Source organism: Streptomyces sp. NPDC126510, assembly GCF_040302345.1.
GTDB lineage: Bacteria > Actinomycetota > Actinomycetes > Streptomycetales > Streptomycetaceae > Streptomyces.
The window spans coordinates 88,306-97,322 of record NZ_JBEORR010000033.1 but is presented as its reverse complement, the minus strand read 5'-3'; the positions used below and the strand labels follow the sequence as shown (position 1 = coordinate 97,322).

8 protein-coding genes are annotated in these 9,017 nt (G+C 70.5%); 5 read left to right on the top strand and 3 right to left on the bottom strand.

All coding sequences use genetic code 11. The features are described from left to right. Window positions 1-741, top strand: a 741-nt coding sequence (locus tag ABTX60_RS34770) for a cytochrome c oxidase subunit I (RefSeq protein ID WP_352101011.1), incomplete at its 5' end; no start/stop codon positions are given. After that, window positions 738-1,088: a hypothetical protein gene (locus ABTX60_RS34765; protein ID WP_352101010.1), complete on the top strand. Its 351-nt coding sequence runs from the start codon at window positions 738-740 to the stop codon at window positions 1,086-1,088. The genes ABTX60_RS34770 and ABTX60_RS34765, both read left to right, overlap by 4 nt. Before the next feature lie 112 nt (window positions 1,089-1,200). Here ABTX60_RS34765 and ABTX60_RS34760 read toward each other — a convergent pair whose 3' ends face one another. Then, a complete protein-coding gene (locus tag ABTX60_RS34760) occupies window positions 1,201-1,869 on the bottom strand; it encodes a TetR/AcrR family transcriptional regulator (RefSeq protein WP_352101009.1) in 669 nt (222 codons plus the stop codon). Window positions 1,870-2,062: 193 nt separating this feature from the next. On the opposite strand from ABTX60_RS34760, the gene ABTX60_RS34755 reads away from it, so the two are divergent. After that, on the top strand, window positions 2,063-3,319 hold the full coding sequence (locus ABTX60_RS34755; protein ID WP_352101008.1) for a YncE family protein: 1,257 nt from the start codon (window positions 2,063-2,065) through the stop codon (window positions 3,317-3,319). Here ABTX60_RS34755 and ABTX60_RS34750 read toward each other — a convergent pair. Then, a complete protein-coding gene (locus ABTX60_RS34750; protein ID WP_352101007.1) occupies window positions 3,312-5,171 on the bottom strand; it encodes a cellulase family glycosylhydrolase in 1,860 nt (619 codons plus the stop codon). The two genes, ABTX60_RS34755 and ABTX60_RS34750, sit on opposite strands and share 8 nt — an antisense overlap. An 82-nt stretch (window positions 5,172-5,253) precedes the next feature. Then, window positions 5,254-7,227, bottom strand: a complete 1,974-nt coding sequence (locus ABTX60_RS34745; RefSeq protein ID WP_352101006.1) for a GTP-binding protein — start codon at window positions 7,225-7,227, stop codon at window positions 5,254-5,256. A gap of 190 nt (window positions 7,228-7,417) precedes the next feature. Here ABTX60_RS34745 and ABTX60_RS34740 point away from each other — a divergent pair, with 190 nt between their 5' ends. Next, window positions 7,418-8,524 (top strand): XdhC family protein, encoded by a 1,107-nt coding sequence (locus ABTX60_RS34740; RefSeq protein WP_352101005.1) that lies wholly within the window; start codon window positions 7,418-7,420, stop codon window positions 8,522-8,524. Window positions 8,525-8,578: 54 nt separating this feature from the next. Further along, entirely contained in the window at window positions 8,579-8,911 is a 333-nt protein-coding gene (locus tag ABTX60_RS34735) for a putative quinol monooxygenase (RefSeq protein ID WP_352101004.1), read from the top strand. The last annotated feature ends 106 nt before the right edge of the window (window positions 8,912-9,017 follow it).

Below are 9,017 nucleotides of genomic sequence, written 5' to 3'. Positions count from 1 at the left end.
ATGTACGTCACCGGCGGTGTCCTGCTGCCGTTCTTCTCCTTCATGACGTTCCTCATCGCCGTCCCGACCGGTGTGAAGTTCTTCAACTGGATCGGCACCATGTGGCGCGGAAGCCTCTCGTTCGAGACGCCGATGCTCTGGGCGACCGGCTTCCTGATCACGTTCGTCTTCGGCGGGCTCACCGGTGTGCTGCTGGCCTCGCCGCCCCTCGACTTCCACCTCTCCGACTCGTACTTCGTGGTCGCGCACTTCCACTACGTCGTCTTCGGGACGGTCGTGTTCGCGATGTTCTCCGGCTTCCACTTCTGGTGGCCCAAGTTCACCGGCAAGATGCTCGACGAGCGTCTCGGCAAGATCACCTTCTGGACGCTGTTCACCGGCTTCCACGGCACGTTCCTGGTCCAGCACTGGCTGGGCGCCGAGGGCATGCAGCGGCGGATCCCCGACTACCTGGCGGTGGAGGGTCTGACGACGCTCAACACGGTGTCGAGTGTCTTCTCGTTCCTGCTCGGCATGTCGATGCTGCCGTTCTTCTACAACGTGTGGAAGACGGCGAAGTACGGTGAGAAGGTCACGGCCGACGACCCGTGGGGCTACGGGCGTTCCCTGGAGTGGGCGACCTCCTGCCCACCGCCGCGGCACAACTTCGTCGCCCTGCCGAAGATACGCAGCGAGTCCCCGGCGTTCGACCTGCACCACGAAGCCGTCGCGGCGGCCGAGCGGGAGCTGACGCACCGATGACCGCCATGGAGGGGTTCCCCGTGGATCTGCGGGCGTTCCACAACGAGGTCGAGGGCCATCTCCTGGCCGCCGCAGCCCGCGAGGAGGCGCGTGCGGCCGCCGACCGCTTCGCCGCGGGGCTGGACCGGCTGCCGGAGGTGGAACGGGCGGAGGTGGCCCGGCGGTTCGCGGCGGAGCATCTCGTCCTCTCCCAGGCCTCGTGGCAGCGCACGGCCAGACGCGCCGAGGAACTACGGCGCGAGTACGAGGCGGTGTACCGCAGGCTCCGGGCGCGGCTGCTGGCCGGAGTGCTGCTGGCAGTCGCGCTGCTGGTGACGGTGGATCTCGGGGTGCTGTCGTCGGTCTAGCCGGTCAGGACCGGTGTGGGCGGTGGTCTTCCGCTCGGGCGGCAGCCGACCGGTCCGGGAACCGCGGCGCCGGCCCTCTCGGAGGCGACCCTGCGGGCAGCGCGGACTCGGATCACGCGCTCCCCGCCTCCGGCTTCCATCCCGGCGGCCACAGGATCCCCAGCAGCTGCCGGACCAGTTCGTCGACGGCCTCGTCGAGCGTGGCGTCGACCCAGCCGGCGCTCCAGTCGTGCAGCAGGCCGTTGACGCTGCCGATGAAGGCCGTCGCGGGGAGGCGGTAGTCGCGGGGGGCGGCCTCTCCCCGCGCGGCGGCCGCGTCGGCCTCGGCGCGGATGAGGTCCACCCAGCCGGCCCTGCGGGCGAGCCGCTGCTCCTCCAGGCGCGGGCTGACGCCGATGATCTCGACGAAGGTGATGCGGATCCGGCGCGGATCGGCGGTGACGTTCCCGGCGTAGGCGCGGAAGATGGCCGTGGCGCGCTCCACGAGGGGCAGGTCCGCCGCGCCCGCGGCCGCCTCCAGAACCGCGGTCTCGGCCCAGCCGTTGACCTGGAGGTGCAGTGCGGCGAGCACGTCCTCGAGGGTGCGGAACTCCTCGTAGAACTGCCGGGTGGACAGCCCGGCCGTCTCACTGAGGGCCGCGACGGTGGTGGAGCGGAAGCCGGGGGTGTCGCCGAACAGCTGGAGCGCGGCGTCGAGGAACCGCCGGCGGCGCTCGGCCTGCCGCTCCTCGGCTGTCTTGCCGCCGTAGCGGCCGGTCGGCGCTCTGAGTCTGCCCGGCACCGGCTCTCCCTTCCTCGCTCGAACACTGATTTTGTCGTGCACGCGGTCTTGTGGAGAAGGCAGCCCCTTCCTTACTTTGCAGTAAGTTGACTCTGAAAGCACGCGTGTTCACTTTCCACACGTCGCCCGCTTTGGCATGTCCCACTCACAATGCTCACCCCGCAGCGACCCCACAGCAGAGAGGGGAGCCGTCATGCCCGTCTTCCGACGCCGGCACCTGTGCTCCGTAGCCGCAGCCCTGGCCCTGACCGTCACCGCTCCCGCGACCGCCGCCACCGCGGCCGCTCCGGGCTCCTCCGCCGCGCTGCGCGAGGTGCTGTTCGTGGGCAACAACTGGGACGGCACCGCCGACGTCATCCGGTCCGGCGGTGACTTCGGGAAGATCGGGCGGATCAACGTCATTCCCGACAAGGACGAGCGGATGGCGGCGATCAACGCCGACCCGATCAAGTGGATCTACTTCATGGCGATCCGCAACAGCGTCGGCGAGGGCCACGACCAGTTCGTCGACGACATGTACTCGACGCCGGACGGGAGGTCGGTGGTGGTCTCCCGGCCGAGCTTCGCCGACGTCGTCTCGATCGACCTCGCCTCCGGGAAGCTCAACTGGCGTTTCCCGGTGTCCGGTTACCGCTCCGACCACATGGCGGTCTCCCCGGACGGCAAGCGGGTGGCGGTGTCGGCGTCGACCTCGAACACCGTGCATGTGCTGGACATCGTCTCCGGCAAGGAGCTGGGCAAGTTCGGCACCGGCGACAAGCCGCACGAGAACATCTTCACCCAGGACGGCAAGTTCATCTACAACATGGCGATCGGCGACGTGAACACGCAGACCGACGCCCCGTGGCTGGACTGGACGAAGGGCGACCGACGCATCACCGTCGTCGACGCCACGACGTTCGAGCAGGTCAAGGTCATCGACATGCGCCCGCAGCTGGACGCGCTCGGGCTCAAGGACTACTCGGACGCGGTCCGCCCGGCCGTCTTCTCGCCGGACGAGTCGAAGCTGTACTTCCAGGTCTCCTTCTTCAACGGCTTCTTCGAGTACGACATCGCCGGCGAGAAGATCACCCGGACCAAGACCCTGCCGAAGAACCCGGCGACCAGCGACGACCGCACGACCTTCGTCAACGACTCGCGCCACCACGGCATCTCGATGAGCCCGGACGGCAAGAAGCTGTGCGTGGCGGGCACGATGGACGACTACGCCACCGTCGTCGACCGCGCCACCCTCCAGGAGGGCCCGCTCGTCACCGCCGCCAAGCCCTACTGGGCCACGGTCAGCGGTGACGGCAAGTCCTGCGTGGTCTCCGAGAGCGGCACCGACCAGGTCACGGCCATCGACTTCGCCACCGGGAAGAAGGTCGTGTCCGTGCCGGTCGGTGACCACCCGCAGCGCGTCCGGCTCGGCCATGTCTCGGCCGACTGGACGAGCCCGTCGTCTAGGTGACCTCCCTCGCCGCCCACGCCGCCAGTTCGGAACGGGCCGTGGCGAGCAGATCCGCCGAGGGAGCCGTCGCCCCGTTGGTCACCAGCGCGTAGTGCAGGACGCCCGAGTCCGGCGCGGTGAGCAGCAGGCGGCGGCTTCCCGTGCCGCCGGGCTCCTGCGCCACGCCGACCGGGGTCGTCGAGGTGTAGGCCGGTGGGGCGTGGACCGTTCCCAGGTCGGAGACGACCGTGGTGGACGCGGTCGGGAAGCTCGCCGGCAGGTGCATCTCGGTGGGCGCCTGGCCGCCGTTCGAGCGCCACAGCAGCAGCCCGTACTGCCCGGACCCCACCAGCCGCTGTACGTTCGGCAGTGAGTCCGGCACCGGGTTCCAGGTCAGGGTGGTCGAGCCGTCCCGGGAGCGGTCCTCGTAGGTGAAGCCGACGGTCTCACCCGCCGTGGCGCTCGGGTAGAGACGGTCCAGGAGCCGGGCGTCCTGGCGCAGCACGGGCTTGCCCGTGTCGTCGAGACGTACGGCGGACAGGTCCTCGTCGTTCCAGGCGTCGCCGGCGGTGAGCACCTTGTCGGGGTTGCCGTTCATCAGCTCGCGGTGACGGCCGTTGTAGATGTCCCACTGCCACTGGGAGCCGGAGAGCACGGGCCCCGAGGCCGCCGGGTCGGACCACCAGTCGGCGCCCTTCAGCGTCGAGTCGAGTGCCTGGTACATCGCCTTGAGGACGGTCGGTGCCTTGTCGGAGACGTTGCCCGCGAGCGGGTGCCCGAACTCGCTGACCACGGCGGCCGTGCGCGCGGCGGCGGCCCGGTCGCGGACGGCGCGGAAGTCACCTGTGTACTGGCCGTCGGCCGCCTTGCCCCACATGAAGACGCCGGAGATGGCCTTCTGGTCGTAGAAGTGGGTGTTGAAGACGTAGCGCGGTCCGAGGGCGCCGGCGTCGAGCAGGCCGCCCTCCTGCTTCTGGAAGTCGAGGTTGGCGTTCCAGAAGAGGTTCGGCTCGACGAACGCGGGCTTGTCACGCCACCCGGCCGTGTCCATGCGGGCCCGGAACTTCTCGTAGAACGGCCAGAGCACGTCCTTCTCCCAGGCACGGCTGGTCTGCCCTGAGTCGTAGACGCCCGCGTGCGGTTCGTTGTAGGGGTCGAAGCCGGCGATGCCCTTGAACTGGTCCGCGCTCAGGTGCTGCTGCACGTACCGCATGGTCTTCTCGGCGGTGGCGAGGAAGGCGTCCTGCACGCCGTGCGCGTTGTGCCAGAAGTCGTACGAGGCACGCTTCACGGCCTCGTTCTGGGTGATGTTCTGCCCCCAGAAGAGGCAGATCCCGCAGGACTCGTCCGGGTAGTTCCCGGCGTCCACGGCCCACTTGGGGGCGCCGTCGCCGGTGTACCAGCTGTCGGTGTCGAAGAGGTGCCGGGAGTAGAGGTCCTGGTGGAAGTCGGGGTAGACCCGGATGCCGGCGTCGAGGAAGGCCTTCATCTGGTCGGTGGCGGCGGCCAGGTAGGCGGTGTCCACCTGGCCGCGTTCGGGCTCGGCGTAGGCCCAGGACAGCAGGAAGCGGACGGTGTTGCCGCCGCCGAGGGCGCGCAGCGCGGTCGCCGACTTACGGGCGTCGGCGACCGAGGCGAAGGGCAGGCCCTTGTTCTCCGCGAGCTTGGTCTCGCCGGAGACGTTGTAGCCGCGCAGCACGATCTCGCGGCCGTGGGCGTCGGTGAAGCGGCCGTCCCGCACGGTGACGGTGGGGTCGTCGAACCAGAGGGAGCCGGAAGGGGGCGCGGCGGTGGCCGGCGGTACGCCCGCCACCGACACGGAGCCGAAGAGGACAGCCAGGACGACCAGCAGACGCGCTCGGATAGTCGGCATGTCCACTACAGTCCGGCGATATCAGGACACCGTCAACACCTCTGACTCCAGAGTAAGTTCCCGCTCGCGCAACCCTCACACGTCAACCACCCACCCTCCGTGTCACGTTCAGCAAGTACTCCTTCCTGTTCAGCGGGTTGTGGTCGGTGCGCGGGCGCTCGGGGATCGTGCCGTGCGTGACCGGCGCGTAGTGGGCGAAGGAGCTCTCCAGCTCGCCCTCGCCCCGGGTGAGCCCCGGCAGAACCTGCTGGAGCGCGTGCACCCGGGCGGCCGGCACGGTGCCTTCGAGGACGCAGAGGTCGTCGCGGTTCCGCGTCGTCTCGGGTACGGCCGCGAGCCGGGCGAGCACCGGCAGCAGGGCGCCGAGGGTGTCGGCGGGCGCCTCGACGCGGAAGCGGTGCATCGGCTCGTGGACCCGCGTCCCGGCCCGCCGCAGCGCCTCGAGGAGCACCAGCGGGGTCACCCCGCGAAAGTCGGCGCCCGTGCTCGACATGCTCTTGTCGAAGCCCTGGTGGGCGTGGCTCTGGCGGGGCGAGTAGCCGCTGTGGGTCATGGTGACCACGCAGTCGGTGACCTGCCAGCCGTGCAGACCCTGGTCGAGGGTCTCGCGCACGGTGTCCTCGACGGCCTTGAAAAAGGCGTACGGCATCGAACCGAGCTCCACCTCCAGCCGGAAGCCGACGCCCGAGCCGACGGGTGCGGGCTCGACGCGCAGACCGACCGTCGCGAGGAACGGGTTGGGGTCCTTCTTGTTGAACTCCACGGCCTGCCCGGTGCCGACGAGCCGTTCGACGCACAGGGGCGTCGTCTCACGGAAGGTGACGTCCAGGCCGTACTCCTCGTCGAGGGTGGCCTGGATGACCTCCTTCTGCACTTCGCCGTACAGGGAGACGGAGGTCTCCTTGCGGCGTTCGTCACGGCGCAGGCCGATCAGCGGGTCCTGCTCGGCGAGCTGGGTGAGCGCCAGGTGGAGCGCTCCCCGGTCGACGTCCGGGCCGGGAACGACGACCGTCTCCAGCGTCGGCGGGGCGAAGAAGTGCTCGTACGCCGTACGGGGTTCGCCGATCGCGTCGCCGATGCGGATGTCACCGAGCCCGGTGAGGCGGGCGATCCGGCCGGCGGCGACGGACTCCTCGCGGATGTCCGTACCGTCGCCGAAGACGCTGATGCCGGTGATCCGGCCTTCGGCGCCATCCGTCCCGAAGGGGATCCGGTCGCGGGTGCGCAGGGTTCCGGAGAACATCCGGGCGTAGGCGACCTTCTCCCCCGCCGGGCCCCGGTCGACCTTGAACACGGTGGCGGAGAGCGGCCCGTCCGCGTCCCCGTCGGCCACCGGCAGCAGGGTCTCGATGCCGGACAGCAGCGCCTCCACTCCCGCGCCCGTGGCGGCGGAGCCGAAGTACACCGGGTGGACGAGCGCCTCCCGGGTCTGTGCGGCGAGGGAGCGGTGCAGCAGCTCGTCCGTGACCGTGTTCTCGACGTACGCCGACAGCAGCGCGTCGTCGTGCCCGGTCAGGACGTCGAGGGCGCCGGCCGGTCCGGGGCCGGGGACGAAACGGGCCGCGCGGGTGCCGAGGCCGGTGGCGGCCCCCATCGGGACGATCGCGGGCGTCAGCCGCGCCGAGATCTCCCGCAGCACCGCCTCGTGGCGTGCCCCGCTCCGGTCGATCTTGTTGACGAAGAGCAGCGTCGGGATGCGCAGCCGCTGGAGCGTCCGCATCAGCACCCGTGTCTGTGCCTGCACGCCCTCCACGGCGGAGATCACGAGGACGACGCCGTCCAGCACGCCGAGGACGCGCTCCACCTCGGCGATGAAGTCCGGGTGGCCGGGGGTGTCGATGAGGTTGACGGTCACGCCGTCGAGCGGGAACGAGACGACGGCGGACTTGATGGTGATGCCGCGCTGCCGTTCCAGGGCGAGGGTGTCCGTCCGGGTGTTCCCGTCGTCGACGCGGCCGATCTCGTCGATCACCCCGGCCGAATGGAGCAGCCGCTCGGTCAGGCTGGTCTTACCGGCGTCGACATGGGCGAGAATTCCAAGATTGAGCAGGTGCACGAAGCGTCATGTCCTTCGGAGAGAGGTCCGTTCCTGGCTGGGGGGACATGCACGCAGTGCGCATTCGGAACTCCTCGGGACTCGTCGACGTCGCTGTCCCGTGCAGTGCAGCAGACCGGCGCGGGGGGCCACAACGGAATTAACCGCCGCCGAGGTACCCGGCGGGGTGCCCGACGGAGAGGAGTGGCTCGTGCGTGACGTTCTGCCGGTGCTCGGCCACTGGTACGCGGCCGGGGTCCCGTTCGGCCTCGCCACGGTCGTCGCGGTCAGCCGCAGCGCGCCGCGCGACCCGGGCGCGGCGATGGCGGTGGGTCCGGACGAGGAGGTCGTGGGCAGCGTGTCCGGCGGTTGTGTCGAGGGCGCGGTGTTCGAGCTGGCGCAGGCCGTGGCCGCGGACGGCGAGGCCCGTCTCGAGACCTTCGGCTACAGCGACGACGACGCCTTCGCGGTGGGCCTGACCTGCGGCGGCGAGATCACGCTGCTCGTGCGTGCCGTCACACCCGAGCGCGAACCAGGCTTCGGCGCGGTCGCGGACTCGGTGGCGGCGGGCGAGCCGGTCGCCGTGGCGACCGTGACCGACGGACCGGCACCGCGCGGGGCCGCCCTCGCCGTGTGGCCGGACCGGACTCTCGGCACCCTCGGCACCGGTGGCCTGGACGCGGCCGTGACCGCCGACGCCCGCGGCGAACTCGCCCTCGGCGCGACCGGCATGCGGCACTACGGGCCCGAGGGCCAGCGCCGTGAGGACGCCGTCAGCGTGTTCCTGCAGTCCTTCGCGCCGCCGCCGCGGATGCTGGTGTTCGGCGCGATCGACTACGCCGCGGCCGTGGCCCGTATCGGCGGCTTCCTCGGCTACCGGGTCACCGTCTGCGACGCCCGCCCCGTCTTCGCCACGCCCCAACGCTTCCCCGAGGGCGTCGAGGTGGTCGCCCAGTGGCCACACCGCTATCTGCGCGAGACCGACACCGACGAGCGCACGGTGATCTGCGTTCTCACGCACGACCCGAAGTTCGACGTGCCGCTGCTGACGGAGGCACTGCGCCGCCCGGCCGCCTACATCGGGGCGATGGGCAGCCGCCGCACCCACGCCGAGCGGGCCGCACGGCTGGCCGAGGCCGGAATCACGGAACGCGAGCTGTCCCGGCTGCGGTCACCGGTCGGCCTCGACCTGGGCGCCCGTACACCCGAGGAGGTGGCGGTGTCCGTGGCCGCCGAGATCGTGGCGCTGCGCTGGGGCGGCACCGGAGCGCCGCTCACCGCGACGGAGGGGGCGGTACATCCGCACCGGTCCTCCTGACACAGTGATCACACCAGCGCACCAACGCACCAACGCACCAGTGAAGGGAATCCCATGATCTTCATCACCGCGAAGTTCCGCGTCCGCCCCGAGCACGCCGACCGCTGGCCCGAGATCGCCGCCGATTTCACCCGGGCGACGCGCGCGGAGCCCGGTTGCCTGTGGTTCGACTGGTCGCGCAGCGTGGACGAGCCGTCGGAGTACGTCCTCGTCGAGGCCTTCCGCGACGACGAGGCCGGAGCCGCGCACGTGCAGTCCGCGCACTTCAAGGCCGCGCAGCAGACGCTGCCTCCCCATCTGGCCGAGACGCCGCGCATCGTGAACGCGAACATCCCGCAGGACGACTGGTCGCTCCTCGGAGAGATGGCGGTGCCGGGACAGGGTTAGCCCGCTGCCCCCTGCCCCCGCGTGAGCCGTAAGTCGTAGCGGACCGGCTCTTGCCTCGGACGGCGGGCGCCCGTACGCTCACGGCCGTACCGACTGGGCGGTATGT

What these genes read in the sequence shown, in the direction of transcription:
- ABTX60_RS34765 (WP_352101010.1), top strand. Translation starts at nt 738, where the DNA reads ATGACCGCCATGGAGGGGTTCCCCGTGGATCTGCGGGCGTTCCACAAC.
- ABTX60_RS34755 (WP_352101008.1), top strand. Translation starts at nt 2,063, where the DNA reads ATGCCCGTCTTCCGACGCCGGCACCTGTGCTCCGTAGCCGCAGCCCTG.
- ABTX60_RS34750 (WP_352101007.1), bottom strand. Translation starts at nt 5,171, where the DNA reads ATGCCGACTATCCGAGCGCGTCTGCTGGTCGTCCTGGCTGTCCTCTTC.
- ABTX60_RS34735 (WP_352101004.1), top strand. Translation starts at nt 8,579, where the DNA reads ATGATCTTCATCACCGCGAAGTTCCGCGTCCGCCCCGAGCACGCCGAC.